Annotated in this window: 1 pseudogene; it reads right to left on the bottom strand. The window is 60.0% G+C overall.

The features are described 5' to 3' along the window. Nucleotides 1-299: pseudogene (locus tag EN845_RS34405) on the bottom strand (isoprenylcysteine carboxylmethyltransferase family protein); the annotation flags it as partial. Between the last annotated feature and the right edge of the window lie 26 nt (nt 300-325).

Genomic DNA, 325 nt, shown 5'->3' with positions numbered 1-325 from the left:
CAGCCGAAACGGAAGTCGAGCCCCATCAGGACCAGCCAGGCGAAGATACCGGTGAGCAATATGCTCAGCACTATCTTGTCGGCCGCGGTCTGGGTCTTCTGGATCGGCGGGCTGAGGCGTTCATTCATCAGGCCTGGATCGCGCCGGGCCAGCGCTACGCCCATGGTAAGGCTCAGCCCGACCATCACGACTATGTACACCCAGGCTCCGGTCAACCGCCGCGTGCCGGCCGATAGAAACATCAGAGCGCCCATGACGCCGAACCAGATGAATGTCTGGAAAACCACTCTCGATATCATTACCAACCTTCCGTGCCGCCCCTAAT

The organism is Mesorhizobium sp. M8A.F.Ca.ET.202.01.1.1 (genome assembly GCF_004791595.1).
Taxonomy (GTDB): Bacteria; Pseudomonadota; Alphaproteobacteria; order Rhizobiales; family Rhizobiaceae; genus Mesorhizobium.
The sequence above is the reverse complement of the archived record's forward strand: the minus strand, read 5'-3'. Positions and strand labels throughout refer to the sequence as shown.